This window comes from Polaromonas sp. YR568, from assembly GCF_900116715.1.
In the GTDB taxonomy this organism is placed as follows: Bacteria; Pseudomonadota; Gammaproteobacteria; order Burkholderiales; family Burkholderiaceae_C; genus Polaromonas.
Window position 1 is genome coordinate 369,518 of sequence record NZ_FPBM01000004.1, and the last position, 26,391, is coordinate 395,908.

A 26,391-nucleotide genomic window follows, 5' to 3' on the forward strand; every position below is an offset into this window, starting at 1 on the left:
GGACACCACACCATGCCTTCCAGTGAAAAAATCGCCATTGCCGCCCACCTGCATGTGTTGCTGCGCCGCAAGACCGGCCGGGTGACCGATACCGAGTGGATGGCCAGCAACCATGAGTACGCGGTCGAGGTGGCGCGCTTTGCCCGCGAAAAGGCGGTGGAAGACAACCACCCGGACCTCGCCGTCTGGGCCGACAGGCTCGAAGAGATCATGGCCACGCCTGAGCCCAGGCCGCGCGTGCCTTTGGTCCAACTGGTGACGGAGGCGGTGAAGGAACGCGCGGTGCCCGCACCGCGCGAGGCGCCGCCGCCCGACCGGCTGACCCCAGCCCGCTCCATCGACACCGAGGAAGAGGTCTATCCCGAATCGGGTTTTATCGAGTCCACCTTCGGCGCGATCTTCGGCGACAGCGAGTCGCACCGCGAACGCAAGCACCGCGACCCGAACGCGCCGCGCTACGTGAAGAGCTTGCGCTAGCTGGCAGCCCCCTGTCTCGGCTCACTGCGTGTAGCCGGAACCCCCCTCAGGGGGGCAACACCTGCAGCCCGGCAAAGCCGGTTCTGCGGTGTTCTTGCCTTGAACGCGCCGGTTTTTCTGCTTGATTATTTGGCCGGTGCGGGCTGCGGCGCTGAGGCCTCGCGTGCGCGGTTGACGCTATGCGCCAGCATGTTGCGCGTGCGCAGCCGCACGTTCTCGCTGGCTTCGTCGGCGAAGGCCGCCACATAGGGGTGGCCGGCGTTGTCCGCCAGAATGCTGCGCCGCACCGCCTCGTGGGCGGGTGCGCAGGTGGCCAGCGCCGCATCGGCCAGTGCGAACACCGACGCGGTGGCGTCATCCTTGAGCGGCGCCAGCGCATCCTGCGCGCAGCGCTGGTAATCATTGATGGCCGCGGCCACCGGCGCCCGCGCGATCGACAAAGGGTCGTGGCTGACCTTGGAGGTGGGTGCGCAGGCTGCCAGCAAAAACACAAGCGATGTCAGAAGCAGCGGGGCGGGTGATGCCGGCAGTGGTTTTTTCATGGATGTGATGCAGGGCTGAGTACGGCGAAGCTTGGCGGTTGAGTCCGGTGACGGCGCCGGTTCTGCGGATTTTGCATGAGGGGAACAGGCGGCTACATCTTGTCACATGCAATGCGGCCTCGGCCGGTGGCCGCTCTCCTCTGGCACGAGTGTCTGCAAAAGTTGATTGAGGTAACAAGGGGTGACAAATTGCCGCTGACAGGCGCCAAAGCGGCTCTTAGCATGGAACTCTTAAATATAAGGAGATGCTGATGAAATCGACGGGACACGAGGGAATACAGAGACGCTTTGGCCATTTCCTGATCGCACTGCCGTTGGCCCTGGCGCTGCTGGCGGGGCCGGCGCAGGCACAAGGCCAGGCCCAGCAACTGGTGCTGGGCATCAGCGAGGGCTCATCAGGCGGGCTGGACCACGCCCAGGTGATCGCCAAATACCAGGGGCTGGCCGAGGTCATCGGCAAGGCGCTGAAGGCCAAGGTCAGCGTGGTGTTCGCGCGCGAGTTCAAGCAGCTCGAAGAAGGCATGCAGACCGGCCGCTTCGACCTGGTCATGGCCCGGCCCAGCGACTATCCGGCGCGCGGCATGCGTGACTACGGCTACAGCTACATCGCCAGCACCAAGCCCGACGGCCAGTGCTTTGTCATCGCGCCCAAGGGCTCCGAGCTGAAAACCATCAACGACGTCAAAGGCAAGCGCATCGCCCTGCCCGAGCAGATCGCCTACATGTCGCGCTTTTGCGCCGCCGAGCTGCGCGACAAGGGCATCCTGGTCGATAAAGAGAACGTGCAATTTGTGCGCGAGCAGGCGGCCGTGGGCTTTTACCTGGACAACAAGTTCGCCGATGTGGGCGGTGTGGCCTCTTACTCAGGCATAGGCAAGAAGTGGGAAAAAGACGGCGGCCGTGTTTTGCACAAGAGCGTGCCGCAGCCCTACTTTCCGTTGGTGGCCCATAAGCGCATCAAGCCCGAGCAGGTCAAGGCCATTCAGGAGGAGTTGCTGACCCTGCCCGCCAGCGACGCCGGCAAGGACGTGCTCAAACGCATCGGCATTGACCAGTTCGACACGACCTCAGAGCCGCGCATGCGCGAGCTGCTGAAGTGGCTCAACATCTAGCCTGAGATCCAGTTTCCGGCCCGGCACCTGGCTGCCGCGGCTGCGCTCCCGGCCTGGTAGGGCCGCTGCTTTCCCTCCCAACACTCTGCGCGGTATGCCGGCGCCAGCCGTGCCGCGCCCCCTTTGGCCCGGCCTCTTGCGGCAAGCCTGCGGCTGGCCGGGCCCGTTCAAATCCTAGGGTTTTCACTGCAAAAAAGCGGCGCCGCTTCGTTGTATTAGTTATTATTCATAACCATAATCGACCTCACTGAAAACCTGCCAATGACCCAAAAACACCTCCAACTCGAAATGCGCGGCGACATTGCCGTGATCCGCCTGGCGCGCCCCGCCAAACGCAATGCACTGGGCGATGCCCAGGTGCTGGCGCTGCGCGACCTGTTTGAAAACCTGCCCGCAGTCGCCCGCGCCGCCGTGCTGTACGGCGAAGGGGAGCACTTCTGCGCGGGGCTTGACCTGGGTGAACTCCAGGAGCGCGACGCCAGCCAGGGCCTGCACCACTCACGCATGTGGCATGCCGCGCTGGACCGCCTGCAGTACGGGCCTGTGCCCGTGATCGCGGCCCTGCACGGCGCCGTGGTCGGCGGCGGCCTGGAGCTGGCGAGCGCCTGTCACATCCGGGTGGCCGACGAGAGCACGTTTTACGCATTGCCCGAAGGCTCGCGCGGCATCTTCGTCGGCGGCGGCGGCGCGGTGCGCATTCCGCGCCTGATAGGTACGGCGCGCATGACCGACATGATGCTGACCGGCCGTGTCTACAACGCCCAGGACGGTGAGCGCATAGGACTGGCGCAGTACCTGGTGCCGCAGGGGCAGGCGCTCGACAAGGCGCTTGAGCTGGCCGCCCGCGTGGCGAGCAATGCGCCCCTGACCAACTACGCCCTGATGCATGCCTTGCCGCGCATCGCGGAGCAGCCCGCGGACCAGGGATTTTTCACCGAGGCCTTGATGGCGGCGGTGGCGCAAAGCGCGCCCGAGGCCAAGGGCCGCGTGAAGGACTTCCTGAACGGCAAGGCCGCCAAGGTGAAAAAAACCTGAGCGCGCCGGCGGACCCGTATGCGGGCCCGGCGAGAAGAGAAGAGAAGAGAAGAGACGAGACGAGACAGAAAGTCAAAAAGCCAAAGAGCCGAAAAGACAAAGAGACAAAAGAGACAAAACCGACATGAGCGCCCTAAAATTCCGCCCCCTGCGCTTTGGCGTGACCCGTGCCGTCCTGCGCGAAGGTTCACCCGGCGTGCGCTACCTTCGTGCCGACCAGGCGCTGAAAGACTACCCCGCCCGCATCACCGACCGGCTGCAGCACTGGGCGCAGGCCGCGCCCGACCGAAGCTTCATGGCGCGGCGCGAAAAGCGCGCGGACGGAACGACAGGCGATTGGCGCCACCTCAGCTACGCCCAGGCCTGGGCGGCGGCCCGCTGCATCGCCCAGGGATTGCTGGACCGCGGCCTGAGCGCCGAGCGGCCAGTGGTGATCCTTTCCGAGAACGGCCTGGAGCACGCGCAACTGGCTTTGGGTTGCCTCGTGGCCGGTGTGCCCTTTGTGCCGGTTTCGCCGCCGTACTCCCTGGCCAGCCAGGACTACGACAAGTTGCGCCATGTGCTCAAGACCGTGACACCGGGCCTGGTGTTTGCCGCCGACGCCAAACGTTATGCCGGCGCCATCCAGGCCACGGTGGCGCCAGGGGTGGAGGTCGTGCTGGCCGCCGGGCAGATAGAGGGGCGCGCCAGCACGCCGTTTGCCGAGCTGGCCGCCACACCGGCGACCGCCGCGGTGGACCGCGCCATGCAGGCCACCGGGCCGGACACCATCGTGAAGTTCCTGTTCACCAGCGGCTCGACCAAGATGCCCAAGGCGGTGATCAACACCCAGCGCATGTGGTGCGCCAACCAGCAGCAGATGGCGCAGTCCATGCCGGTGTTGCAGGACGAGGCGCTGGTGCTGGTCGACTGGCTGCCGTGGAACCACACCTTCGGCGGCAACCACAACTTCGGCATGGTGCTGTTCCATGGCGGAACGCTTTACATCGACGACGGAAAACCCACGCCGGCACTGATCCACGAGACCCTGCGCAACCTGCGCGAGATCGCGCCCACGGTGTACTTCAATGTGCCGACCGGCTTTGAGGCAATCGCCCAGGCCATGCAGACGGACGCGCAGCTGCGGCGCCGGCTGTTGTCGCGCGTGAAGATGTTTTTCTACGCCGGCGCCGCGCTGGCCCAGCCCGTGTGGGACAGCCTCTACGAGTCGCAGGAAAAGGAAATCGGGGAGCGCATTGTCATGGTGACCGGCCTGGGCATGACCGAGTCCGCGCCGTTTGCCATTTTCGTGACCAGCCCCGACGTGAAGTCCGGCGACCTGGGCGTGCCCACGCCCGGCATGGAGCTCAAGCTCGTCGACATGCAGGGCAAAACCGAGGTGCGTTACAAGGGCCCCAACGTCTCGCCCGGCTACTGGCGCGCACCGCAGGACACGGCGCAGGCCTTCGATGAAGAAGGTTTCTTTTGCACCGGTGACGCCGTGAAATGGATAGACGGCGCGGATATCCACCGGGGCCTCATGTTCGACGGCCGCATCGCCGAGGACTTCAAGCTCGCCACCGGCACCTTCGTCAGCGTCGGGCCCCTGCGCGCGAAGATCGTCGCGGCAGGCGCACCCTATGTGCAGGATGCGGTGCTCACGGGCATCAACCTCAAGGAGGTGGGCGCGCTGGTATTTCCCACGCCGGCCGTGCGCGCGCTGGCCGGGCTGCCGCCCGATGCGCCCTGGCGCCAGGTGCTCGACAGCGCGCCGGTGCTGGCGCATTTCCAGGCGGTGCTGGACCAGCTCGCGCGCTGCGCCACCGGCAGCGCCAGCTGCGTCGCGCGCCTGCACCTGATGCATGAGCCGCCTTCCTTCGACAAAGGCGAGGTCACCGACAAAGGCTCCATCAACCAGCGGGCTGTTCTCACGCAGCGCGCGGCGCTGGTGGAGGCCCTGCACGGCGACGCGGCCCAGCCCACCCTGAAACCACGCGCGCGCTAACGCCGGCCCGCGCCCCTACATCCACAGACACCGCAGGACCTGCATGCAACACAAAGGATTTTTCTCCGCCTTCCAGGACGTCTGGATGCTCGACGGCGTGCGCACGCCCATGGTCGACTATTGCGGCGCGATCGGCCATGTGTCGCCGACCGACCTTGGCATCAAGGCCGCGCGCGCCGTGCTGCAGCGCTCGGGCGTCAGCGCCGGCCATGTCGACTCGGTGATCGCCGGCAACATGGCCCCGGGAGACTTCGAGCAATTCATGCTCCCGCGCCACATCGGCCTGTATGCGGGGGTGCCCGTGGAAGTGCCGGCCATCATGGTGCAGCGCATCTGCGGCACCGGCTTCGAACTGTTCCGGCAGGCCGGCGAGCAGATCCAGAGCGGCGCGGCGAATGTGGCGCTGGTCGTCGGCGCCGAAAGCATGACGCGCAACCCGATCGCCGCCTTTGAGCACCGCACCGGCTTCAAGCTGGGCGCACCGGTCGGCTTCAAGGACTTCATGTGGGAGGCCCTCAAGGACTCGGCTGCCGGCATCGACATGATCCAGACGGCGGAAAACCTCGCGAAAAAATACGGCATCACGCGGGAAGCGGTCGATGAATTTGCCTCCAGCTCCTTTGCCAAGGCGGTGTCGGCACGGGAGGCGGGGTTTCACGCCGGTGAAATTGTGCCGGTGGTCACCGAGGAATTTGCGCTTCCTGGTTACGCCACGCGCGGCATACGCCTGCGGGACAAGACCACGGAAGTTGCGCAAGACACCCATGCGCGGCTGTCTCCCGCCTCCGTGCTGGCCAAACTCAGGGCGGTCCATGCCGGCGGGGTGCAGACCGGCGGCAACAGCGCGGCGCTGGTGGACGCAGCCGCGGCTGCCGTGGTCGCCTCCGGCGCCTACGTCAAAGCCCAGGGCGGCAAACCGCTGGCGCGTGTGGCCGCCGCCGCGGTGGTAGGTGTGCCGCCCGAGATCATGGGCATAGGCCCGGCCCCCGCGATCCGCCTGCTGCTGGAGCGCTGCGGCCTCACGCTGGAGCAGATCGGACGCTTTGAAATCAACGAAGCCCAGGGCGCGCAGACGCTGGCGGTGGCCCGCGAGCTGGACCTGGACCTGCGCAAGCTCAATGTCAATGGCGGGGCGATTGCCATGGGCCATCCGCTGGCGGTGACCGGTGTGCGCCTCACCATCACCGCCGCGCGGGAAATGCGGCGGGCGGGCGTGCGCTACGGCATCGCGTCCGCCTGCGTGGGTGGCGGCCAGGGCATTGCCCTCTTGCTTGAAAACCCGGAGGCGGCATGAGCCTGCCCCAACAGATTCTGGAGCACTGACATGAACATTCAAGGAATCGCGGCATTGGTGACAGGCGGCGGCTCGGGGCTGGGTGAGGCCACCGCCCGGGAACTGGCGCGCCTGGGCGGCAAGGTCGCCGTGCTGGACATCAACCTGGCCAATGCGGAGAAGGTCGCCCAGAGCATTCGCGCGGCCCATGGCCCCGATGCCGCTCTGGCCTGCCAGTGCGACATCACCGACACAGCCAGCCTGGCCGCCGCGCTGGAAAAAGCCGCGGCCGCGCATGGCCCGGCCCGCATCCTGATGAACATTGCCGGCATCGGTTCGGCCAAACGTGTGGTGGCCAAAGACGGCAGCCCCGCGCCGCTCGAAGACTTTGCCAGAGTCGTCACCATCAACCTGGTCGGCACCTACAACGTGAGCCGCCTGTTTGCAGCCGCCTGCGCCCAACTGCCCCCGCTGGAGGGCGGCCAGCGCGGCGTCATGATGTTCACCGCGTCGGTCGCCGCCTTCGACGGCCAGGTCGGGCAGCAGGCCTACAGCGCCTCCAAGGCCGGGCTGGCCGGCATGACACTGCCCATGGCGCGTGATCTTGCGCAGCACGGCATCCGCGTTTGCACGGTGGCGCCCGGCCTGTTCGCCACGCCTTTGATGGCGCAGTTGCCCGAAGCGGTCCAGGCTTCGCTGGCCGCCAGCATTCCCTTTCCGCCGCGCCTGGGCAAGCCCGAAGAGTTCGCGCAGCTGGCCGTGCACATCGTGAACAACGACCACCTGAACGGCGAGGTGATTCGCCTGGATGGCGCGCTGCGCATGGCGCCAAGGTGAGCTCCGTGGAAAAAACCGTGGTCTATGAAGTCAAGGTCGCGTTCGGCGACTGCGACCCTGCCGGGATCGTGTTCTTCCCCAACTTCTCGCGCTGGATGGATGCCGCCTCGCTGAATTTTTTCGCCGCATGCGGCGTGCCGCCCTGGCGGGAACTGGTCAAGACCACCGGCATCGTCGGCACGCCCCTGCTGGAGATCAACACCCGCTTCAGCCAGCCCGCCACCTATGGCGAAACCTTGCACATCCACACCAGCGTGCAGGAATGGCGGGACAAGGTTTTTATCCAGAAACACGTGATCCGGCGCGGCGAAGACCTGATCTGCGAGGGCCTGGAAACCCGCGCCTTTTGTATACGCCACCCCGACAAACCCGAGCGCATGAAGGCCATTGCCGTGCCCCCCGGCATCCGCAGCCAATGCAGTTGAACGGGTGCAGCTGACGCGGCCTGAGTGTCTGGCGCTTTTTTTGCGGATTTTGCTTTTCGACCCGTGAACTTAACTACAAGGAGACATTTCATGCAAACACGTCGTCATTTCGTGCAGACCGCCGCGGCGCTTTCGGCGGCGGCCCTTGCGCCTTTCCCCGCTCTGGCGCGGCCGCTTGAGCAAGTCAAAATCCTCTATGGCTTTCCGGCCGGCAGCGCGGGCGACATCTGCGCGCGCCGCGTGGGTGACCGCTTCGGCGGCACCGCTTATTCAAAGAACAACGGCATTGTGGACACCAGGACCGGCGCCGGCGGGCGTATCGCGCTGGAGGTGCTCAAGGCGGCCCCGGCGGACGGCTCCGTGCTGGCGATGACGCCGTTCTCCTGCCTGTCGCTGTACCCGCACATCTACAAAAAACTGTCCTACGACCCCTTCGCGGATTTCGTCGCGGTGGGCACCGCCTCCATGATCCACCATGGGCTGGCCGTCGGGCCGCTGGTGCCGGCCTCGGTCAAGACCGTGCATGACTTTCTCGGCTGGGCCAAGGCCAATCCGAAGGATGCCAGTTATGGCTCGCCCGCGGCAGGGTCGACCCCGCACTTCATCGGCGCCTTGCTGGGCCTGAACAACCAGGTGGAACTCAAGCATGTGCCCTACCGCGGCTCGGTGCCCGGCGTGACCGATGTGGTCGGCGGCCAGCTCGCCGCGATGGTGACGCCTCACGGCGATTTCATTCCCAACCACAAGGCCGGCAAGCTGCGCATTCTGGCCACGTCCGGAAAGCAGCGCTCGCCCTTTGTGCCTGAAGTGCCGACCTTCGCCGAGCAGGGTTTTGCCGACCTGACGGTGGAAGAGTGGTTCGGGTTTTACGCGCCCGCCAAAACGCCCGCCAGCATGGTGGCCGCGGCCAATGCCGCCATCAATGCCGCCATTCAGGAGAAATCCGTCGTCGACTCGCTCACGGTGGTGGGGCTGATCCCCTACGGCGGCACCGCGGACGACATGGCGTACAGCCAGAAGCGCGAGTTCGAGCGCTGGGGGCCGCTGATCAAAAAAGTCGGCTTCACTGCGGAGTCCTGACGTCTCGATGGAGGGCCGGCCCTGGCGGGCCGGCATTGGCATAATCAGGGCTAGCCTGGCCGCATGCCTGCGCCGGCATGCGTTGCCAGATAACGAAAGCGCCCTGATTCTTTATGTCTGCGTTGCCCAAACCCGCTCCTGCGGTAGAGGAGGTTGATACCTCCTACCTCGAAACCTTGGTGGGCTACAACGCCACGCGCGCTTCCCTCAAGGTCATTGAGTTGTTCACCAGGCGCATGGCGGTCTATGACCTCAGGCATGTGGATTTTTCGATTCTTTCCCTGATCACCCACAACCCCGGCATCACCTCGCGCCAGCTGTGCGGCGCGCTCAGCATCCTGCCGCCCAACCTCGTCGGGAAAATCGTCGCACTGGAAAAGCGTGAGCTGGTGCGCCGCAGGCCGCATCCGCAGGACGGCCGTGCCGTGGGGCTTTACCTGACCGAGGCGGGCCAGGCCTTGATGCGCGAGGCCGAAGGCACCGCCGTCAGTCTTGAAACAGAGGCGACCCAGCGCCTGAGCGCTGCGGAAAAGAAGACGCTCATGCGTCTGCTGCAAAAAATCTACCGTTGAATTGCGCGTTTCGCCCTGAGCGGGTGGCAGCTTAAATCCCGGCCTGAATCCAGGCGGCAGCCTTCTCTGCAATCATCAGTGTCGGCGAATTCGTGTTGCCGCTGGTGATCAGCGGCATCACACCGGCATCCACCACACGCAGGCCGCGCACGCCGCGCACCCTGAGGTGCGAATCAACAACTGCCATCGGGTCGTCTTCCTTGCCCATTTTGGTGGTGCCCACCGGGTGGAAGATGGTGGTGGCGATATCGCCGGCCAGCCGCGTGAGCTCTTCATCCGTCTGGAACTGCACGCCGGGTTTGAACTCTTCGGGTTTGTATTTGGCCAGCGCGCCCTGGCTGACGATCTTGCGGGTCACGCGTAATGAGTCCGCCGCCACCTGGCGGTCTTCGGCCGTGCTCAGGTAGTTGGGCGCAATCGCCGGCGCGTCTTCAAAGCGGCTGCTTTTGATGTGCACCGTGCCGCGGCTGGTCGGGTTGAGGTTGCACACGCTGGCGGTAAAGGCATTGAAGCTGTGCAGCGGCTCGCCAAAGGCGTCGAGCGACAGCGGCTGCACGTGGTACTCGAGGTTGGCGTAAGGCTGGTCGGGCGAAGAGCGCGTGAAGGCGCCCAGCTGCGACGGCGCCATGCTCATGGGCCCGGTCTGGCGCAGGGCGTATTCCAGCCCGATACGGGCCTTGCCCCAGAGCGAGTTGGCCATGGTGTTGAGCGACAGGCCCCAACTCTTGCCCCCCGGAGGGTTTTGTACCTTGTAGACCGAGCGGATCTGCAGGTGGTCCTGCAGGTTGGCGCCCACGCCGGGCAAATCCTGCAGCACCGGGATGCCGTGCTGCTGCAGCAAGGCGGCAGGGCCTATGCCCGAGAGCTGCAATATCTGCGGCGAGCCAATGCTGCCCGCGCAGAGGATGACTTCGCCCATGGGCCCGGAGTCGCGCGTCGAATGCGCGGTGATGCGCTCGTCGCCCGCCCATACCTCGACGCCGGTGCAGCGCTGCCCGCCGTCGGCCTGCGGCTCAATCACCAGCTTGCACACCTGGGCGTTGTTCCAGAGCTCGAAGTTGGGGCGGCCATAGCAGGCCGGCCGCAAAAAGGCTTTGGCCGTGTTCCAGCGCCAGCCTTTTTTCTGGTTCACCTCGAAATAACCCACGCCTTCGTTGTCGCCGCGGTTGAAGTCGCTGGTGGCCGGTATGCCGGCCTGCACCGCCGCTTCGGCGAAGGCGTCCAGGATGTCCCAGCGCAGGCGCTGCTTTTCAATGCGCCACTCGCCGCCGGAGTTGCGGTGGCGCAGCAGCTTCTGGTAAGGGTGGTTCTTGTCCTGCATCAGCTCGGGCGCTGTGCCGCGCGCGCCGTGCATCGCGTCGGCGCCTTTGTAGTGGTCTTCGTGCAGCTTGAAATGGGGCAGGGAATTTTCCCAGCGCCAGGCCATATCGCCCGTCAGCTGCGCCCACTGGTCGTAGTCGCGCGCCTGGCCGCGCATGTAAATCATGCCGTTGATGCTGGAGCAGCCGCCCAGTGTCTTGCCGCGCGGGTAGCGCAGCGCCCGCCCGTTGAGGCCGGCGTCCGGCTCGGTGTTGTAAAGCCAGTCGGTGCGCGGGTTGCCTATGCAGTGCAGGTAACCCACCGGGATGTGGATCCAGTGGTAGTCGTCCTTGCGGCCCGCCTCAATCAGCAGCACCCGCTTGGAGGCGTCCGCGCTCAGGCGGTTGGCCAGCAGGCAGCCGGCCGTGCCGGCGCCGATGATGATGTAGTCAAAAACCTGGCTCTCGTCTTGCATGGGGGCTTGTCTCTGGTTGTCTCTTTGTAGGGGCGGCAGCTCGGGCTTACGCTGACTCGCGCCATAGTGCCAGCCCAGCCTAACGCGAGACTGACCGCAGTGTCTTGGGACTGATTGTGGCAAAAGCGGGGCGAGGGTACGGCGCGGGATTACCCGCTGGACGCTTGCGCCGGCCGTCCTGAATTGCTCCTTCACCCAGCGGGGGAGGGAGCAGGAGGGGCGAATCCTTATGTAGGACCAAGGCGACAGTGGCCGCAGCACGCGGGCAATTGTGTTTTCAGCAGTTACGATGGCAATTTTGTGATTCACGCGTTGCTTATCGCTTTGAATACCGCCGGCCCCGCGCCCGGCTCAACCGGATGCTTATGGAAGACGCCACGCCCCGCATCGAACAGCAGGACACGCCGCAAGGTCGGCTGTATGTCGTGCGGGGAGCCTGGACGGCGGCCGACCTGACCGGGGAAACCGTCTGGGAGGCGCTGACCGCACAGCTCAAGGGCTTGTCCGATACTGCAGCGGCTTGGGATCTTGAATCGGTACACAAGCTCGACCACCTGGGCGCCCAGGTTCTGTGGAACCATTGGGGCCGCCAGTGGCCGGCCCAGGTCAAGGCCGAGCCCAGCCAGCGCGCGGTGCTCGAGACCATCGCCAAATTCAACATTGGCGACCTTCCCAAAGCCCGCAAGGGCGACTGGAGCGCGCCTTTCATCCTGCTGGGCGAGCGGGTGTTCCGCCTGGCCGACCACATCAAGGGCCTGGTCCGCCTGATCGGCCAGCTGCTGCTCGACATCATCCGGCTCATCAAACACCCGCAGGAAGGCCCCTGGCGCGACCTGTCGGGTCACCTCTTTCATATCGGCGCGACCGCGCTGCCCATCACCGCGCTGGTGGGGTTTTTGATCGGTGTGGTGCTGGCCTACCTGATCTCGCAGCAGCTGCGGCAATTCGGCGCCGACGCCTTTATCGTCAACATCCTGGGCATCTCGCTGATCCGCGAGCTGGGCCCGGTGCTGGCCGCCATCCTGATCGCCGGGCGCAGCGGCTCGGCCATCACGGCGCAGATCGGTGTGATGCGGGTGACCGAAGAACTCGACGCCATGCGCGTGATGGGCATCGCACGTGGCTTTCGCCTGGTGATGCCCCGTGCGCTGGCGCTGGCGGTGGTCATGCCGCTGATCAGCGTCTGGACCACGATTGCCGCCTTGCTGGGCGGCATGCTGGCGGCCGATGTTGCCATGGGCGTTTCGCCCTCGTACTTCATCAATTCCCTTCCGGCGGCGGTGGATGTCGCCAACCTCTCGCTGGCCACCGCCAAGTCGGTGGTTTTTGGCCTGCTGATTGCGTTGGTCGGCTGCCACTATGGCCTGCGCGTCAAGCCCAATACCGAAAGCCTGGGACAGGGGACGACGGCGTCGGTGGTGACTTCGATCACTGTTGTGATTTTGGTGGATGCCTTGTTCGCCGTCCTTTTCAAGAGTGTCGGAATATGAGCGAACCCATCGTCGACATCAAAAAGCTGTGGACCGTGTTCCAGAACGGCGACAAAAAGTCCGTAGTGCACAAAGACCTGGACTTGCGCGTTGAGCGGGGCGAGGTGCTGTCGCTGGTGGGCGGCTCGGGCACCGGCAAGACGGTGCTGCTGCGCCAGATGCTGGGCCTGGAAAAACCCACGCAGGGTGAGATCACCGTGCTGGGCCGGCCGGCGGCTGAACTCGGCAAGCGGGGCGCGGCCAGCCGTGTCGGCATGCTCTTTCAGCAGGGCGCGCTGTTCTCGGCCTTCACCGTGCTTGAGAACATCGCCTTTCCGCTGCATGAGCTCAAGACACTGCCACACGCGCTGGTGCGCGAAGCAGCCATGGTGAAACTCCAGATGGTGGGCCTGAAACCCGAAGCCGCCGACAAGATGCCCAGCGACTTGTCGGGCGGCATGATCAAGCGTGTGGCGCTGGCGCGCGCCCTCATCATGGACCCGCCGCTGCTGCTGCTTGACGAGCCCACCGCCGGGCTGGACCCGGAAAGCTCCGACAGCTTTGTCGCGCTGCTGCGTTCGCTGCACCGCGACATGGAGCTCACGGTGGTGATGGTGACGCATGACCTGGACACGCTGTTTGAGCTGAGCACGCGCATTGCCGTGCTGGCCGAGCAGAAAGTCATCGTCAACGATGTGCCCAAGGAGGTGGTGGCTTTCCCGCACCCCTTTATTCACGAATTTTTCCTTGGCGAAAGAGGGCAACGCGCGATGGAGCTGCTCCGCGAATACCCGTTCACAGTCTAGAAAGGCATCACTATGGAAAACAAAGCCCATGCCATGGCCGCCGGTGCGTTTGTACTGGTGGTCACTGCCCTGCTGGCCTTGCTGGCCATCTGGCTCACGCGCGACAACACCCAGCGCGACCTCTACGACATGAGCACCGACGAAACCGTCTCGGGCCTGCAGCCGCAGGCGGCGGTGCGCTTTCGCGGCGTGCCGGTGGGCAAGGTCGAGCTGATCGGCTTTGACAGCAAGATCAAGGGCAATGTGCTGATCCGCGTGTCCATCGACCACGGCGCGCCGGTCACCAAGTCCACCTTCGCCACGGTGGCTTCGCAGGGTGTCACCGGCCTGGGTTTTATCCAGCTCGACGACGACGGCAAGTCCAGCGAGCGCCTGGCGGTGAATGACGACGACCCGCCGCGCATCCCGATCAAGGCCGGCGGCCTGGACAAGCTGCTCAAACAAAGCGAGGTGATTTTCAACCAGGTGGAAGAGGCCAGCACGCGGCTGAACAAGCTGCTGTCCGACGACAACCAGAAAGCCGTCACGGCAGCAGTCAAGCAGCTCGGCGATGCCGCCGGCAGCATAGACCGCGTGGCCAAGGGCCTGGAGCCTTCGGTGGCGACTTTGCCGGCGCTCTCGCGCGATGCCAGCGCCACGCTGCTGTCGGTGCGCAAGGCGACCGACGAGGTCACCGTGACGGCCAAGCGCCTTAATGAAAAGGGCGGGCCACTCGACAAACTGTCTGAAGGCGGCGCCGCGCTGGCTTCGGGCGTGGAAACCTTCAGCGCCGGAACACTGCCCAAGCTGGGCGAAGTGGCCGACGAAACCGCACGCGCGATGCGCCAGCTGCGCCGCACCGTCAGCGCGGTGGACGACAACCCGCAGTCGCTGATTTTTGGCAACGGCCCGCCGGTGCCTGGCCCGGGCGAACCCGGATTTTCCGCCGAAGGAGTACAGAAAAAATGACTTCATCCATTTTTAACCCACGGTGGACTGCTATGAATTCAGTAGCTGCTTGCGCTCGTTCCACGGGCGTTGCAGGCCTTTTTGGCTTGATATTTTTGCTGACGGGCTGCTCAGGCCTGCCCGACAAGCCCACACGCGCCACCATGTATGACTTCGGCCCCGGCGCACTGGCCACGCAGCCCACCACGCGCCAGGCGCCGCTGCCGCCGCTGGCGCTGGACGACGTTTCCACCTCTGGCGGCGCGCTGGACAACATGGCGGTGCTCTACCGCCTGGGCTATGCCGATGCGCAGCAGCTGAAACCCTACTCGCAGGCGCGCTGGAGCATGCCGCCCGCGCAGCTGGTGCGACAGCGGGTGCGTGAGCAGCTCGGCCAGCGCCGCGCCGTCTTCAGCGCCGGCGCCAGCGTGGCGCTGAACCGCAGCCAGAACGCGACACTGCCGCTGCTGCTGCGCCTGGACCTGGAAGAGTTCAGCCATCTCTTTACCGCGCCCAATGCCAGCGTCGGCCTGATCCGCCTGCGTGCCACACTGCTTGAAATCACGCCCGCGGGTGAGAAGCTGGTGGGCCAGCGCAATGTCATCGTGCAGCGGCCCGCGCCCAGCAGCGACGCACCCGGTGGCGTGCAGGCGTTGACGGCCGCCACCGACGCGGCCATCGAAGAGCTGGACCAATGGCTGCAGCAGGCGGCCGGGCGTTGATGCAGCCTTTCACTGGCTGCCCGAGGCACATCCCATGAAAACGCTGGAAGAACAACTGGACATTGCCGGGCTGAAGGTGCAAGGCTGCTGCCAGGGCCTGAGTACCTACGGCCCGGACTTTCTGCAAACCTCGCAGCTGCTGCAGGACTTCACGCCGGCCGAGGCCGACATCCTGGGCGCCTCCATGCTGCTGATACATGCCGCGCCGGGTCAGGTGATGATCCGCGAAGGCGAGTTCGGCGACTGGATGATGGTGATCCTCAAGGGCACGGTGGACGTGACCAAGCGGCTGGAGCCGGTGGCGGGCGCGGCCCAGGCCGATGCCGAAACCGGCGCGGAGCCCGCTGTTTCGCGCATCGCCGTGGTGCGCCGCGGCGCGGCGGTGGGCGATATGTCCATGCTCGACAGCGAGCCGCGTTACGCCACTTGTACCGCCATCGAGGCGGTTGAGGCCGGCGTGTGGGGCCGCCATGAAATTGCCCTGCTGATTCGCGACCACCCCGGCGTGGGCGCCAAGCTGCTGGTCAAGATCACGCAGATGATGGCGCAGCGCTTGCGCAATACGAGCAACCAGCTCGTAAAACTGCTTCGCCGTTAGCCCCTGCCCAGATTCACTTCGTGTAGCCCGTTCCCTCTCGCGGAAGCGTGAAAGCCTCACTTCACTTTGGCTTCACACAGGCGCCCCACAGCTCATCCTGGCCTCACACACGGTTTGCACACTCCCCTTCGTTGTTCAAAAAACGAAAGGAAGTCATGAAACAAAAACTCGCCGCACTGGCGGTGGTGCTGGTCTTGCTGGTCCTGGCGCTGTTCCAGATCAGTGGTGTGGTGCACGACCGCCAGACCTACCGGCAGATCGCCATCCAGAGCGTGGCCCAGAGCCTGGCCGGCCCGCAGACGCTGACCGGTCCGCTCATCCACCGCGCCTGCACCGAGGAATGGGACGTCAAGGACGACAACAAGAAGCTGCGCACCGAGCGGCGCGAGTTCACGCTGATTGCCGCGCCGGCTTCATTGACGCTCAAGGGCGGCAGCAAGCTTGAGGCGCGGGCCCGCGGCCTGCATGCGACGCAGGTCTTTAACCTCAAGGCCGACATCGTGGCCGAATGGGCCGACACCGAATCCCTCAAGCCCGCGGCCGAACATGCCGGCTCGCGCATGAACTGCGGCCAGCCGCTCTTGATGATGGCGGTCTCCGATTCGCGCGGCATCCGCCACGCCAGCGTGAAGATCGGTGAGCAGTTGCTGGCGCTCAAGCCCGGCACCTTCTACGGCAGCTATCCGCGCGGCGTGCATGCGCCGCTGTCCATGGCCCTGGTGGGCGCGGCGCCGCTGCAGGCGCAGATCGAGCTGGAACTGATGGGCACCGAAAGCATTTCCGTGGTGCCGCTGGGCGGCGACACCCGCGTGCAGCTCACCTCCAACTGGCCACACCCGAGTTTTGGCGGGCAGTTTTTGCCGGTGGACCGCAAGGTCACGGACGACGGCTTTGAAGCCAACTGGCGTGTCAGCTCACTGGCCAGCACCGCGCAGCAGGACGTGACGCAGGTGGACGCGGGAAAGCGCAAGGCCGTTTGCCCGTCTTATAGCGACGGCTCGGCCAACAACAGCTGCGTCGAGGCTTTCAGCGTGACCTTTGTCGACCCCTCCAACACCTATGCGCTCAGCGACCGGGCTACAAAGTACGGCCTGTTGTTCATCGGCCTGACTTTTCTGGCTGTGGGCCTGTTTGAATTCATGAAGTCGCTGCGCGTGCACCCCATCCAGTACCTGCTGGTGGGCGCGGCGATGAGCATGTTCTTCCTCTTGCTGGTGAGCTTGTCGGAGCACATGCCTTTCGAATCAGCCTACGCGATTGCCGCTGCCGCCTGCGTGCTGCTGCTGACTTTTTACGCCAGCTACATGCTGGGCCACTGGTCGCGCGGCCTGCCTTTCGGCCTGGGCATCGCCACGCTGTATGGCATGTTGTTTGTGCTGTTGCGGATGGAACAAACCGCCTTGCTGCTGGGCGCCGTGGCCCTGTTCGCCGTGCTTGCCGCCGTCATGATGCTGACGCGCCAGGTCGACTGGTATGCGCGCTTCAAGCAGGTTGAAGCACCCAAGCCCGAACCCGTGAAGGCGGCCGCGTGATGGGCGCGGCGCGTTTAGAAATGCAGCTCGACCCGCAAGCCGGGCTGCGTGTTGCGCACCACCATGCGCCCGCCATGCAGCAGCATGATTTGCCGCACGATGGCCAGTCCCAGGCCCGAGCCCTTGGTGTGGCCGTCGGGGCGCACCGTCGAGAAGAAGCGCTCGCCCAGGCGGGGCAGTGCGAAGTCCGCCACGCCGGGCCCGCTGTCTTGCACGGCAATGACGTCCGGCCCGGCCTCCAGGGTGATCGCCGAGCCCTCGGGCGCGAACGAGCGCGCATTTTCCAGCAGGTTGCTGAGCGCCAGGCCCAGAAGGCCGGGCTCCGCATGCACGCCGGCATGTTCCGGGCTGATTACGACTTTGAGGACATGCTGGGCGCGGCCGGCACCGCCCGCAAGCTCAAAAGACTGGAGGAAGCCGGCCCACGAAAGGCGCTCGCGCTGTACCTGTGCATGGCGCTGCTCCAGCTTCGTCAGCTCGAGCATGCGGTCCACCAGCGCCTGCATGCGGCCGGACTGGGCCAGTACCTGCCCCGAAAACTCGCGGCGCGCGTTTTCGGGAAGCTCGTCCTGCAGCAGCTCGCCGGCGCCGCGGATCGCGGCGAGCGGGCTCTTGAGCTCATGAGTCAGGGCGCGCACGTAATCTTCTATGTACTCGTGGCCCTCGAGCTTCAGGCGCATGGCATCGACTGCCATGGCCAGATCGCCAAGCTCGCCCGGTATCTGCGGAACCGCGGGTTTTTCGCCCTGGCCGACGGCGTTGGCATAGCGGCGCAGCTTGCGAATGCTCCACACCACCCACAAGGTGACCGCCACACCGATGGCCAGCGACAGCACCAGTAGCAGCAGGCCGCTGAGCAGTATCTTGCGCTCGGCCCGGTCGATAAAAGCCTGGATGGTGGACATGGGCTTGGCCACCGTCAGTACGCCTATCGTCTTGCCCTCGTGCGTGATGGGCGCGGCCACATACATGACTGAGCTGCGGTCGTCCTGCTGCACTTCACGCGTGGCGCGCGCGCCGTATTCGCCGCGCAGGGTGAGGGCCACGTCGCGCCAGCGCGAATAGTCCTGGCCCACAGCCATATTTTCAGAATCAAACAGGACCTTGCCGCCAGCGTCGGTGACGTAGACGCGAAAGTCCAGCGACTGCTTGGCCATGCCCCAGATCTTTGCGTCTATGGGCCGCCGCGCGTAATTGCGCACATGCCCCGCGAAGCGGCCTTGTGCGACCGTACCGGCGGCCACATCGTCGCTGGCCAGCTCGGCCAGGATGTTGGCCGTGTCCACCATCATGTCTTCCATGACTTCACGCACGCTGGGTTTGACCTCGGCGACAAACACCCGCAGCACGAAGAAAGCAGCCAGCCCGGTGACCAGGAAAAAACCAAACAGCAGGCGTATGCCCAGGCGCATCTCAGCTGCCCTTGACGCGGTTGATATCCAGGGAGTAGCCCATGCCCCGGTGGGTGACGATGTAGTCGTGTTCCGGTGCGGCTTCCTGCAGTTTGGCGCGCAGGGTCTTGATGTGCGTGTCCACCGTGCGATCCGTGCTGTCTGAATCCGTGCCCCAGACCGCGCTCAGCAGGTCATCGCGCGAACGTATCCGGCCGCGGTGGCGCAGCAAATCGGCCAGCAGGCCGAACTCGCGGCGCGTCAGGTTGAGCGGGCGGCCGTGCAAGGTGACGCGCTGGCCCGCGGCATCGATCTCAAAGGGACTGTCGGGCAGTGTTGCAGCAGGGGCCGGCATGCGCGCCCGCCGCAGCAGGCTGCGCACGCGCGCCAGCAGCTCGCGCGGGCTGAAGGGCTTGCTCATATAGTCGTCGGCGCCCAGCTCCAGCCCGAGCACGCGGTCTATCTCTTCGCCCTGCGCGCTCAGCATCAGCACCGGCAGGCTGCCGGCGGTGCGCAGCTCGCGGCACAGATCAAGCCCGCTGCCGTCGGGCAGGCCCACATCGAGGATCACCGCGTCGGGCGGCTGGCGGCTGATTTGTGCGCGCGCATCGCCCAGCAGCAGGCTGTGCGTCACAGTGAGGCCGTCGCGCTCCAGCGTGTAGATGATGGAGCGGGCAATCGCCGGGTCGTCTTCCACCAGCAGGATGCGCGCACCAGCCATAGTCAGCTGCGCAGGATGGGGAACAGCTTGCCCAGCCCGCCGGCCATCACTTCCACCGCCAGCGCGGCGAGGATCAGGCCCATCAAACGCGTCATCACGTTGATGCCGGTCTTGCCCAGCACGCGGGCAATCGGCTCTGCCAATGAAAAGCTGACGGCGGTCACCAGTGCGATCACCACGCCGTAGCCGACCAGCGCGGCGACCTGCAAAGCGGTTTGCGCTTTTTCGGCGTAAATCACCACGGTGGACATGGTGGCCGGGCCGGTCAGCAGGGGAATGGTCAGTGGCACCACGGCAATGCTGGCGCCGCGTGCGGCTTTTTCGGCGCCGTCTTCCATCTCGTTGGTCAGGGGCTTGGCCTCGGCCGGCTGCGCGTTCAGCATGTTCATCGAGCTGATCAGCAGCAGCATGCCGCCGCCGACCTGAAAGCTCGCCAGCGAGATGCTGAAGAAGTCGAGAATCTCCAGCCCCAGCAGTGCGCTGGTGGCAATCACGACAAAGGCCGAAAACGACGCCACCAGGATGGTACGGCGGCGCTGCTCATCGGAAAAGCCCTGCGTGTAGTGGATAAAAAACGGCACGATGGCCAGCGGGTTGACGATGGCCAACAAGGTGACTAGCGGTTTAAAGTCCATCGTTGTTCCCTAAAGTTGAACTCAATTCCAGCATGAGCCGCGGGACTGGCTTTGCCAGACCGCAGGCGGGCGGCCCCCTCGGGGGGCAGCGACCCACACGAAGTGGGGGAGCGTGGGGGCACTACCTTCCTCCTGCGACGTCGAGGAGCGCCGCTGTTGTGTAGCCCGCATTGTCCCCCAGCAGCCAGACAATGGCCTGTGCGGTCTCATCCGCGGTACCCGGCCGCTGCATAGGTACCTGCGGTGCCAGGTCGCGGGCCCGGTCCGGCAGGCCGCCCGAGGCATGGATGTCGGTATCGATGATGCCGGGCCGCACTGCATTCACGCGTATGCCCTCAGCGGCGACTTCCTTGGCCAGCCCGATGGTGAAGGTGTCAATCGCGCCCTTGGCGGAGGCGTAGTCCACATACTGGCCGGGCGCACCCAGCCGGGCCGCCGCGCTGGACACATTGACGATGGCGCCGCCCGCGCCGCCATAACGGGTGCTCATGCGCTTGACGGCTTCGCGCGCGCAAAGGAATGAGCCGAACACATTGATCTCGAACATGCGCCGCAGCCGTTCCAGCGTCATGGCATCGACGCGGGTGGTGCGGTCCACCACGCCCGCGTTGTTGACCAGGCCGTCCAGGCGGCCGAGCTTGGCGTCGACTTTTTCAAACATGGCCAGCACCTGCGCCTCGTCGGCCACATCGGCCTGCACCGTGATGGCCTGGCCGCCGGCCTGGCGGATCTGCCGCACCACTTCGTCGGCGGCCAGCGAGTTGCTGGTGTAGTTGACAGCCACCACCCAGCCCTGACGCGCCGCGAGCAGGGCGCAGGCGGCGCCTATGCCGCGCGAGCCGCCGGTGATCAGAACAACTTTTGACAAACCGCACCTCCTGCAGAGAATGGCAATCCCGGGTAAAAACGGGGATTGGCCGAGCCAATGTACCGTAGAACCTCGCCGTATTGATCGATGGCGTGGGCCGTCTACCCAGATCCCTATCCGGAGACCCTCTTGAGCACCACCATCGACTACTACTTCACCCCGCAAAGCCCCTGGACTTACCTGGGCCATGAGCGTTTTGCGCAGATTGCGCGCGCGGCCGGCGCCACCGTGCGGGTGCTGCCCATCGACCTGGGCGGCAAGGTCTTCCCGATCTCGGGCGGGCTGCCGCTGGCCCAGCGGGCGCCGCAGCGCCAGGCTTACCGGCTGCTGGAGCTGCAGCGCTTTTCCGACTTCCTGCATGCGCCGCTCAACCTCAAGCCCAAGTTTTTCCCCGTCTCGGGCGACGACGCGGCGCGCCTCATCATCGCGGTAGACCAGCATGACGGCAGCGAGGCCGCCATGAGGATAGGCGGCGCGATCTTCAGCGCTGTCTGGGTGCGTGAGCGCCACATCGCCGACGAAAAAGTGCTGGCCGAGCTGCTCGCCGAATGCGGCTTGCCCGCCGAGCGGCTGGAGCAGTCCTTCAGCCAGGCGGTGCAGGAGCGTTATGAAGCCAACACCCAGCAGGCGATTGACGCCGGCGTATTCGGCGCGCCCAGCTTTGTGGTCGACGGCGAACTGTTCTGGGGCCAGGACCGGCTGGATTTTGTGGAGCGCAAGCTGGCCGCTAAAACCGGTTCATAAACAACTCACAGGCCGGTTTACAAACCGGCCTGTTTTTGACACATTCATTGAAACCAAGGAGATCGCATCGTGGGTAAATTCATCGACTTGAAGGCCGCTGACGGCTTTGTATTCCCAGCCTATGTGGCTGAGCCGGCAGGCAAACCCAAGGCCGCCATGGTGGTCTTGCAAGAAATTTTTGGCGTCAACTCGCATATCCAGGCCGTAACGGACCGCTTCGCCGCCCAGGGTTATCTGGCGGTGGCGCCGGCGACGTTTCACCGCGTCAAGCCCGGTGTCGATATGGGCTACGACGAGGCCGGGATGAAAGAAGGCATCGCGCTGAAAGCCGCGGTTAACGGGCTGCCCGCACCGGGCGTGCTGGTGGATATCCAGGCCGCCATCGATCACGCGGCAAAGGCCGGCGGCGGCAAGGTCGGCATCATCGGCTTTTGCTGGGGCGGTTTCCTGGCCTGGCGCGCTGCCTGCCTGCTCAAGGGCCTGAGCGCGGCGGTGCCTTATTACGGCGGCGGCATGACGGCCCCGGCCGAAATCGCCCTGCAGCCCCAATGCCCGGTGCTGGCCCACTTCAGCGACCGCGACCATTCGATTCCGCTGGAGACCATCCACGCCTTTATCAAGGCGCATCCGGAAGTCGAAACCCATATCTATTCGGCCGACCACGGCTTTAACTGCGACCAGCGCGGCGCCTATGACGAAGCCGCCGCCAAGCTGGCGCGTGAACGCTCGCTGGCGTTTTTGGCCGCCAAACTGGCCTGACCATGGTTGCCCTGGCTGCCCCCAAGCGATCCTGGCGATCCGCCGGGGCTGGGCGCGGGTTGTTGGCTATTGTTTTGGCGGCAACTGCGGGCTCCGCGTTTGCGGCCGACTACACCGGCCCGCTGTTTGACACCCACCTGCACTACAACGAAGAAGCCTGGAACGGGAACAGCGGTCCGCACTCACCGGCCGATGTGCTGGCCCGCATGAAGCGCAACGGCGTCAAAGCCATCGTCGCCAACTCACGGCCCAACGACGGCACCAAGTCGCTCGCCGCCATGGCCGAAACCCGCCAGGCCGGCGTCACCGTCGTGCCCTTCATACGCCTGTACCGCAACCGCGCCGACTACGACAACTGGTTTCGCGACGAGACGATTTACGAGATGGTGCAAACCGAGTTCGCCCGCGGCGTCACCGGCGACCAGGCCGGGCCGTACAAAGGCATAGGCGAATTCCACCTCTACGACAGCGCCAACGCCAACGGCCCTGTGGCCAAAAAGCTGATGCAGTTCGCGGCAAAGAACAAACTCGCGGTGCTAGCGCATGTGGACGACACGGCCATTGACTTGCTGATGGCCCATGCGCCTGACGCACGGCTGGTCTGGGCCCACACCGGCATAGGCGGCGCGCCCGTGGCGCGTGTTGATGCCCTGCTGGGCAAATACCCGCAACTGATGGGCGAGTTGTCATACCGCCCGGGCTTGACCTGCGAAAGCGGAAAACTCTGCCCTGAGTGGCGCACGCTGGTGCTGAAATACCCGGGCCGCTTCATGATCGGCTCCGACACCTGGGTGAACCAGCGCTGGCTGTATTACGACGAGCTGATGAAAGGCTACCGTGCGTGGCTAGGTGATCTTCCTGCGGACACGGCGCGCAGGATTGCCTGGGGCAACGCGGCGGGTATCTTTGGCGTGACGACACAATAGGGGCTATGTACAAGCTCCATTTCTCCCCCAGCTCCGCCGCCATGGCGCCTCACATCCTGCTGCAAGAGCTGGGCGTGCCCTTTGAAAAAATCCTCGTCGACACCAGCACGGGTGCGCATCGCTCCGAGGCTTACTGCAAGCTCAACCCCAACGGGCTGGTCCCCACGCTGGTCGATGGCGATCTGGTCCTTTATGAAACCGCGGCGATCTGCCTGCATTTGTGCGACACGCATCCGCAGGCGGGTCTGGCCCCGGCCCTGGGCACCACGGAACGCGCGCATTTCTACAAATGGCTGGTCTGGCTGACCAACACCATGCAGTCGACGCTGATCATCTACTTCTACACAGACCGCTGGATGAACCCCGGCAACAGCGCGGGCGTGGCTGAACTGAAGTCGCACGCGGAAATCAAGGTCGGCCGGATGCTGGACCAGCTGGATGCCGAACTGGCCAGGCTTGGACAAATCCACCCTGAGCCCTGGCTGCTGGGCGCGAAGTATTCGGCGGTGGATATCTATGCGCTGACGCTGTGCCGCTGGACACGCAACTTCGCCTCCCAGCCCGCGCGCGACCGTGCGCACCTGGGCCCTTACCTGAAGCGCGCGCTGGCGCGGCCGGCGGTCATCAAGGCGTTCAACGAAGAAGGCCTGGCCCAGCCCTGGGTTTGAGTTAGCCCTTCGCTGCGGCGTCTGCCGCAGGCGGGTTGTCGCGCTGGGCCTGCTCGATCTGGGCAATCAGCTTTTCCGGATCGGTGTTTTCCTTCAGGATGCGCACGTCCGGGTCCGCGGTATCGGCGCCCACCTTTTTCGCGATGCGTTCCAGCATCTGGATCATCTTGGTGTTTTCCTGCTCGGTCAGCAGGTTGATCTGCAGGTCCAGCTGGTTGCGCCTGTCGCTGATGCGCAGCTCGTAGTTCTGGCTGATCAGGATGAAGGACGCCAGAAAAATAGCCTCAAGTGAGACCACCAGCGTGAGGAAGGTAAAGGGGTAGGGGTCCCAATGCGCCAGCCCCGGCCAGGTGTTCAGGCCTATCCAGCAGGTGAAGGCCAGCACGTGCAGCCAGACAAAGGGCATGGAGCCGCAGAAGGTGGCGATAAAAGCCGCCATGCGGTCGGCGCGGCTGCGGTTGGCCAACGCGGCTTCTTCGACGCGCCGCATCGACTGCACGTTTTCGCGCGTCAAGTCGTCGGCGCAGGTGTTGCTTGATGTGTGCGAGTTCAAAGCCGTCTCCGGTGCGTTGCCGTTTTCACCAGTGTGCTTGCTCGCGGCCACGCGGGGCCGTCAGACGCCACCGCGTGGCGCCGCCGGAAAAAGGCTTTGACGCAGCGGCTTAGGGCTTAGGGCTCAGTATTGGCCGCGCTGGCGCATGTCGCTGCGCAGGCGGTCCAGCTGGTAGCTGGCGTCGCGCAGGGCAAGGCGGGCGTCTTCAATGCGGCGGTCCGAGCGGGAGAGCTGCTCGCGCAAGGTGCGTTTGCGGTCTTCGGCAGTTTTGGAGTCGCGCAGTTCGGCCTGCATGCGGTCCTGTTCGTTCTGCATGCGCGCCAGGGTTTTGCGGGCGTCTTGCTCGCGCCAGGCAATGCCGTGGATGTTGCGGAAGTTCTGGTCCATGGGCGCGGGGCAAACGCCTTCGTAGCTGTTGCCGGCCAGGCCTTCATTGAGGGCATTGGCCGGCTGGCAGTAGCTGACCAGGCCCTGGTTGCGGCCCTCGCGGTAGACGCCCACATTCACCGCGATGCCGGCCTTGGCGCAGGACTCGTAATAGTCGGCGGCGCGGTCGCTGCGGCCGCGGCTGCCGTCTTGCACGCCGAGCTGACGCCAGTCGGCGGTGGCGCATTCGGCGGGGCTCAGGCTCTCACAGCCGGCCAGCAGCGCCGCTGCGGCAAGGAGCAGCGCCATGCCGGCGCGCAAGCTGAACAGGCGGCCAAGGGGAAAGAAGCGAGCGAAGGCTGAGGACATGGAGGCTCCTGCGGACGATGACGAATGGACGAAGAACTTGCAGCGAACTTAACGCCGGGTCCGGGCCAGGTATTGCTTGCGCCAGAACACGGTCACCACCACCACGACCAGCAGGATCATGAAGCCGAAGGTCAGCCAGAAGCCGGTGGACGAGTGAATAAAAGGCATGAACTCGAAATTCATGCCGAAGAAGCCGGTGATCAGGTTCAGCGGCAGGAAGATGGCGGTGAGCGCGGTGAGTGTGCGCATGATGTCATTGGTGCGGTTGCTCTGCGCCGAAAAATGCATCTGCACCGCGGTCTCGGCGCTTTGCTCCATGCGCCGCACGTGGTGCACCACGCGCTCGATGTGTTCGAGCACGTCGCGTGAGCGCACCTTGAGCAGCTCGCGTTCACGCAGCGCGGCGGGTGTGGCGCCCTCGGGCCAGGTCTCGATCGAGTCGACCCAGTCCTGCACGGCCGAGCGCTGGTCTTCGCAGATCTCGTCCAGGTGGTGCATGGCCAGACGCGCGTCGAGCACCGAGCTCCAGTTGGTAAAACGTGTGCCGGGCTTGAGCAGCTCCGACTGCCAGTGGTCGAGCTGGCGCGTGAGTTCGCGCCGCAGCTCCAGGTAGCCGTCCACCATCTGGTTGACGATGCGCAGCATCATATCGGCGGGGCTGGTGGGCAGCTTGACGCCGCTGGAGCGCGACTCGGCCGTGGTGGCGTTGAGCAGCCGGGCCGCATAGGCGTCGCGCACGGCGCAGTCGGTGGGGTGCACGGTCAGCAGCAACTGGTCGAACACGGCAAAGCCGACCGGACTGGTGTCGATGCGCTTGAGCACCGGCGGGCCGCTGCGGTGCATGCGTTCGTGCAGCGGCTCGCCGGGTGTGCTGAGGTCGGTCTCGGTCTGGCCGGCGGCCAGGCGGCGGAACACCATGATGTCGTACTGCGAGGTGTAGTCGTAATGCGAGGGCAGCTGGTTGTTCAGCAGGTCGGCCACGTGCAGGTCGACCAGCTGCGTGCCGCACAGCAATTGCAGGCTGGCCTGGATCTGCGCCTGCAGCACCTCGAACTCGCGCCGCGCGCAGGCGACCCAGACAAAACCCTGAGCGGGCAACGCGGTCGGCAAGGCATCGGTTTCGGTGACGCCCTGGTTGCCGTTGGCGCCGGTGGTGATGTTAAAAACCCGCATGAATCTCCCTCAGCCCCGCGTTAATCAATCAAATCGGCGTTTCACCCAGGCAG

28 protein-coding genes are annotated in these 26,391 nt (G+C 65.1%); 19 read left to right on the top strand and 9 right to left on the bottom strand.

Annotated elements, in window-relative coordinates:
• Positions 1-12: 12 nt before the first annotated feature.
• The gene (locus BM408_RS23255) at positions 13-477 is read left to right on the top strand and encodes a hypothetical protein (RefSeq protein WP_371327005.1); all 465 of its coding nucleotides are present in this window, start codon (positions 13-15) and stop codon (positions 475-477) included.
• A 125-nt stretch (positions 478-602) separates the two neighbouring features.
• Here BM408_RS23255 and BM408_RS11745 read toward each other — a convergent pair whose 3' ends face one another.
• Positions 603-1,019 carry a hypothetical protein gene (locus tag BM408_RS11745; RefSeq protein ID WP_092130027.1) on the bottom strand — a complete coding sequence of 139 codons (417 nt, stop codon included), beginning with the start codon at positions 1,017-1,019 and terminating at the stop codon, positions 603-605.
• Between the two features lie 251 nt (positions 1,020-1,270).
• On the opposite strand from BM408_RS11745, the gene BM408_RS11750 reads away from it, so the two are divergent.
• The 8 genes from BM408_RS11750 (at position 1,271) to BM408_RS11785 (ending at position 9,337) form a co-directional block, all read left to right on the top strand.
• Positions 1,271-2,131, top strand: a complete 861-nt coding sequence (locus BM408_RS11750; RefSeq protein WP_254774783.1) for a phosphate/phosphite/phosphonate ABC transporter substrate-binding protein — start codon at positions 1,271-1,273, stop codon at positions 2,129-2,131.
• A 261-nt stretch (positions 2,132-2,392) separates the two neighbouring features.
• Entirely contained in the window at positions 2,393-3,166 is a 774-nt protein-coding gene (locus BM408_RS11755) for a crotonase/enoyl-CoA hydratase family protein (protein ID WP_092130028.1), read from the top strand.
• Between the two features lie 124 nt (positions 3,167-3,290).
• Positions 3,291-5,150: a feruloyl-CoA synthase gene (locus BM408_RS11760; protein ID WP_092130029.1), complete on the top strand. Its 1,860-nt coding sequence runs from the start codon at positions 3,291-3,293 to the stop codon at positions 5,148-5,150.
• A 43-nt stretch (positions 5,151-5,193) separates the two neighbouring features.
• Positions 5,194-6,444 (top strand): thiolase family protein, encoded by a 1,251-nt coding sequence (locus tag BM408_RS11765; RefSeq protein WP_092130030.1) that lies wholly within the window; start codon positions 5,194-5,196, stop codon positions 6,442-6,444.
• A gap of 30 nt (positions 6,445-6,474) precedes the next feature.
• Entirely contained in the window at positions 6,475-7,260 is a 786-nt protein-coding gene (locus BM408_RS11770) for an SDR family NAD(P)-dependent oxidoreductase (RefSeq protein WP_092130031.1), read from the top strand.
• A gap of 5 nt (positions 7,261-7,265) precedes the next feature.
• On the top strand, positions 7,266-7,685 hold the full coding sequence (locus tag BM408_RS11775; RefSeq protein WP_092130096.1) for an acyl-CoA thioesterase: 420 nt from the start codon (positions 7,266-7,268) through the stop codon (positions 7,683-7,685).
• Positions 7,686-7,775: 90 nt separating this feature from the next.
• Positions 7,776-8,765: a Bug family tripartite tricarboxylate transporter substrate binding protein gene (locus tag BM408_RS11780; RefSeq protein WP_092130032.1), complete on the top strand. Its 990-nt coding sequence runs from the start codon at positions 7,776-7,778 to the stop codon at positions 8,763-8,765.
• A gap of 113 nt (positions 8,766-8,878) precedes the next feature.
• Positions 8,879-9,337 carry a MarR family winged helix-turn-helix transcriptional regulator gene (locus BM408_RS11785; RefSeq protein WP_092130033.1) on the top strand — a complete coding sequence of 153 codons (459 nt, stop codon included), beginning with the start codon at positions 8,879-8,881 and terminating at the stop codon, positions 9,335-9,337.
• Between the two features lie 31 nt (positions 9,338-9,368).
• Here the strand turns inward: BM408_RS11785 and BM408_RS11790 are convergent, their stop codons facing one another.
• A complete protein-coding gene (locus BM408_RS11790; RefSeq protein ID WP_092130034.1) occupies positions 9,369-11,111 on the bottom strand; it encodes a GMC family oxidoreductase in 1,743 nt (580 codons plus the stop codon).
• A gap of 365 nt (positions 11,112-11,476) precedes the next feature.
• Between BM408_RS11790 and BM408_RS11795 the strand changes: the two genes are divergently transcribed.
• From BM408_RS11795 to creD, 6 genes are all read left to right on the top strand, one after another.
• Entirely contained in the window at positions 11,477-12,601 is a 1,125-nt protein-coding gene (locus tag BM408_RS11795; RefSeq protein WP_092130035.1) for an MlaE family ABC transporter permease, read from the top strand.
• Complete coding sequence (locus BM408_RS11800) at positions 12,598-13,386, top strand: ABC transporter ATP-binding protein (RefSeq protein WP_092130036.1); 789 nt, start codon at positions 12,598-12,600, stop codon at positions 13,384-13,386. Before BM408_RS11795 ends, BM408_RS11800 begins: the two co-directional genes overlap by 4 nt.
• Before the next feature lie 12 nt (positions 13,387-13,398).
• The gene (locus tag BM408_RS11805) at positions 13,399-14,334 is read left to right on the top strand and encodes an MlaD family protein (RefSeq protein WP_092130037.1); all 936 of its coding nucleotides are present in this window, start codon (positions 13,399-13,401) and stop codon (positions 14,332-14,334) included.
• Positions 14,335-14,366: 32 nt separating this feature from the next.
• A complete protein-coding gene (locus BM408_RS11810; protein WP_092130038.1) occupies positions 14,367-15,035 on the top strand; it encodes an ABC-type transport auxiliary lipoprotein family protein in 669 nt (222 codons plus the stop codon).
• Between the two features lie 34 nt (positions 15,036-15,069).
• Complete coding sequence (locus BM408_RS11815) at positions 15,070-15,633, top strand: Crp/Fnr family transcriptional regulator (protein WP_092130039.1); 564 nt, start codon at positions 15,070-15,072, stop codon at positions 15,631-15,633.
• Positions 15,634-15,788: 155 nt separating this feature from the next.
• Complete coding sequence (creD, locus tag BM408_RS11820; protein ID WP_092130040.1) at positions 15,789-17,165, top strand: cell envelope integrity protein CreD; 1,377 nt, start codon at positions 15,789-15,791, stop codon at positions 17,163-17,165.
• Between the two features lie 14 nt (positions 17,166-17,179).
• Here the strand turns inward: creD and creC are convergent, their stop codons facing one another.
• The 4 genes from creC to BM408_RS11840 all read right to left on the bottom strand — a co-directional run bounded on the left by creC (position 17,180) and on the right by BM408_RS11840 (position 20,780).
• Positions 17,180-18,577, bottom strand: a complete 1,398-nt coding sequence (gene creC / locus BM408_RS11825) for a two-component system sensor histidine kinase CreC (protein ID WP_092130041.1) — start codon at positions 18,575-18,577, stop codon at positions 17,180-17,182.
• 1 nt (position 18,578) lies between these two features.
• The gene (creB, locus tag BM408_RS11830) at positions 18,579-19,277 is read right to left on the bottom strand and encodes a two-component system response regulator CreB (RefSeq protein ID WP_092130042.1); all 699 of its coding nucleotides are present in this window, start codon (positions 19,275-19,277) and stop codon (positions 18,579-18,581) included.
• 2 nt (positions 19,278-19,279) lie between these two features.
• Positions 19,280-19,912 (bottom strand): MarC family protein, encoded by a 633-nt coding sequence (locus tag BM408_RS11835; protein ID WP_092130043.1) that lies wholly within the window; start codon positions 19,910-19,912, stop codon positions 19,280-19,282.
• A gap of 121 nt (positions 19,913-20,033) precedes the next feature.
• Positions 20,034-20,780: an SDR family oxidoreductase gene (locus BM408_RS11840; RefSeq protein WP_092130044.1), complete on the bottom strand. Its 747-nt coding sequence runs from the start codon at positions 20,778-20,780 to the stop codon at positions 20,034-20,036.
• Between the two features lie 129 nt (positions 20,781-20,909).
• On the opposite strand from BM408_RS11840, the gene BM408_RS11845 reads away from it, so the two are divergent.
• From BM408_RS11845 to BM408_RS11860, 4 genes are all read left to right on the top strand, one after another.
• Complete coding sequence (locus BM408_RS11845; protein WP_092130045.1) at positions 20,910-21,524, top strand: 2-hydroxychromene-2-carboxylate isomerase; 615 nt, start codon at positions 20,910-20,912, stop codon at positions 21,522-21,524.
• A gap of 69 nt (positions 21,525-21,593) precedes the next feature.
• Positions 21,594-22,283, top strand: a complete 690-nt coding sequence (locus tag BM408_RS11850; RefSeq protein WP_092130046.1) for a dienelactone hydrolase family protein — start codon at positions 21,594-21,596, stop codon at positions 22,281-22,283.
• Between the two features lie 2 nt (positions 22,284-22,285).
• Complete coding sequence (locus BM408_RS11855) at positions 22,286-23,209, top strand: amidohydrolase family protein (protein ID WP_371327006.1); 924 nt, start codon at positions 22,286-22,288, stop codon at positions 23,207-23,209.
• A gap of 5 nt (positions 23,210-23,214) precedes the next feature.
• Positions 23,215-23,877, top strand: coding sequence for a glutathione S-transferase family protein (locus BM408_RS11860; protein ID WP_092130047.1), 663 nt, complete (start codon positions 23,215-23,217; stop codon positions 23,875-23,877).
• Between the two features lies 1 nt (position 23,878).
• Here BM408_RS11860 and BM408_RS11865 read toward each other — a convergent pair whose 3' ends face one another.
• The 3 genes from BM408_RS11865 to BM408_RS11875 all read right to left on the bottom strand — a co-directional run bounded on the left by BM408_RS11865 (position 23,879) and on the right by BM408_RS11875 (position 26,338).
• Positions 23,879-24,430: a DUF1003 domain-containing protein gene (locus BM408_RS11865; RefSeq protein WP_254774785.1), complete on the bottom strand. Its 552-nt coding sequence runs from the start codon at positions 24,428-24,430 to the stop codon at positions 23,879-23,881.
• 123 nt (positions 24,431-24,553) lie between these two features.
• Positions 24,554-25,165 carry a DUF2799 domain-containing protein gene (locus BM408_RS11870; RefSeq protein ID WP_092130048.1) on the bottom strand — a complete coding sequence of 204 codons (612 nt, stop codon included), beginning with the start codon at positions 25,163-25,165 and terminating at the stop codon, positions 24,554-24,556.
• Positions 25,166-25,213: 48 nt separating this feature from the next.
• The gene (locus BM408_RS11875) at positions 25,214-26,338 is read right to left on the bottom strand and encodes a magnesium transporter CorA family protein (protein WP_092130049.1); all 1,125 of its coding nucleotides are present in this window, start codon (positions 26,336-26,338) and stop codon (positions 25,214-25,216) included.
• Positions 26,339-26,391 lie beyond the last annotated feature (53 nt).

Excerpts from the sequence above, each read along its gene's own strand:
- BM408_RS23255 (WP_371327005.1), top strand. The coding sequence starts at position 13 with ATGCCTTCCAGTGAAAAAATCGCCATTGCCGCCCACCTGCATGTGTTG.
- BM408_RS11745 (WP_092130027.1), bottom strand. The coding sequence starts at position 1,019 with ATGAAAAAACCACTGCCGGCATCACCCGCCCCGCTGCTTCTGACATCG.
- BM408_RS11750 (WP_254774783.1), top strand. The coding sequence starts at position 1,271 with ATGAAATCGACGGGACACGAGGGAATACAGAGACGCTTTGGCCATTTC.
- BM408_RS11755 (WP_092130028.1), top strand. The coding sequence starts at position 2,393 with ATGACCCAAAAACACCTCCAACTCGAAATGCGCGGCGACATTGCCGTG.
- BM408_RS11760 (WP_092130029.1), top strand. The coding sequence starts at position 3,291 with ATGAGCGCCCTAAAATTCCGCCCCCTGCGCTTTGGCGTGACCCGTGCC.
- BM408_RS11765 (WP_092130030.1), top strand. The coding sequence starts at position 5,194 with ATGCAACACAAAGGATTTTTCTCCGCCTTCCAGGACGTCTGGATGCTC.
- BM408_RS11770 (WP_092130031.1), top strand. The coding sequence starts at position 6,475 with ATGAACATTCAAGGAATCGCGGCATTGGTGACAGGCGGCGGCTCGGGG.
- BM408_RS11780 (WP_092130032.1), top strand. The coding sequence starts at position 7,776 with ATGCAAACACGTCGTCATTTCGTGCAGACCGCCGCGGCGCTTTCGGCG.
- BM408_RS11785 (WP_092130033.1), top strand. The coding sequence starts at position 8,879 with ATGTCTGCGTTGCCCAAACCCGCTCCTGCGGTAGAGGAGGTTGATACC.
- BM408_RS11790 (WP_092130034.1), bottom strand. The coding sequence starts at position 11,111 with ATGCAAGACGAGAGCCAGGTTTTTGACTACATCATCATCGGCGCCGGC.
- BM408_RS11795 (WP_092130035.1), top strand. The coding sequence starts at position 11,477 with ATGGAAGACGCCACGCCCCGCATCGAACAGCAGGACACGCCGCAAGGT.
- BM408_RS11800 (WP_092130036.1), top strand. The coding sequence starts at position 12,598 with ATGAGCGAACCCATCGTCGACATCAAAAAGCTGTGGACCGTGTTCCAG.
- BM408_RS11805 (WP_092130037.1), top strand. The coding sequence starts at position 13,399 with ATGGAAAACAAAGCCCATGCCATGGCCGCCGGTGCGTTTGTACTGGTG.
- BM408_RS11810 (WP_092130038.1), top strand. The coding sequence starts at position 14,367 with ATGAATTCAGTAGCTGCTTGCGCTCGTTCCACGGGCGTTGCAGGCCTT.
- BM408_RS11815 (WP_092130039.1), top strand. The coding sequence starts at position 15,070 with ATGAAAACGCTGGAAGAACAACTGGACATTGCCGGGCTGAAGGTGCAA.
- creD (WP_092130040.1), top strand. The coding sequence starts at position 15,789 with ATGAAACAAAAACTCGCCGCACTGGCGGTGGTGCTGGTCTTGCTGGTC.
- creC (WP_092130041.1), bottom strand. The coding sequence starts at position 18,577 with ATGCGCCTGGGCATACGCCTGCTGTTTGGTTTTTTCCTGGTCACCGGG.
- creB (WP_092130042.1), bottom strand. The coding sequence starts at position 19,277 with ATGGCTGGTGCGCGCATCCTGCTGGTGGAAGACGACCCGGCGATTGCC.
- BM408_RS11835 (WP_092130043.1), bottom strand. The coding sequence starts at position 19,912 with ATGGACTTTAAACCGCTAGTCACCTTGTTGGCCATCGTCAACCCGCTG.
- BM408_RS11855 (WP_371327006.1), top strand. The coding sequence starts at position 22,286 with ATGGTTGCCCTGGCTGCCCCCAAGCGATCCTGGCGATCCGCCGGGGCT.
- BM408_RS11860 (WP_092130047.1), top strand. The coding sequence starts at position 23,215 with ATGTACAAGCTCCATTTCTCCCCCAGCTCCGCCGCCATGGCGCCTCAC.
- BM408_RS11870 (WP_092130048.1), bottom strand. The coding sequence starts at position 25,165 with ATGTCCTCAGCCTTCGCTCGCTTCTTTCCCCTTGGCCGCCTGTTCAGC.
- BM408_RS11875 (WP_092130049.1), bottom strand. The coding sequence starts at position 26,338 with ATGCGGGTTTTTAACATCACCACCGGCGCCAACGGCAACCAGGGCGTC.